Raw genomic sequence first — 229 nt, 5'->3', positions numbered from 1 at the left:
CGCCGTCCGGAGTCCGCCTGCTCCGCGGGGCGCAGACCCTGCCGCCGCTGGGGGTCGTACCGCTGCCGGACGAGGTGGCCCCGCAGCTGTGCGCGCACCTCGCGCCGGGCGAGGGGCTGTTCCTGCACACCGACGGGGTCGAGGACGCCCGGGACCGCCGGGGCCGGTGCTTCCCGCTGGACCGGGCGCTCGCCCGGGCCGCCGGCACGGCCGCCACGCCCGCGCGGCT

1 protein-coding gene is annotated in these 229 nt (G+C 81.7%); it reads left to right on the top strand.

All coding sequences use genetic code 11. From position 1 onward, the window contains the following. Positions 1-229: SpoIIE family protein phosphatase (locus tag EF918_RS36595; protein WP_148141395.1), on the top strand; the 229-nt coding region annotated here is incomplete at both ends.

It is taken from the genome of Streptomyces sp. WAC06614 (assembly GCF_003949795.1).
GTDB lineage: Bacteria > Actinomycetota > Actinomycetes > Streptomycetales > Streptomycetaceae > Streptomyces.
Note: the sequence above shows the minus strand (reverse complement) of the source record. Positions and strands in the feature narration are given on the sequence as shown.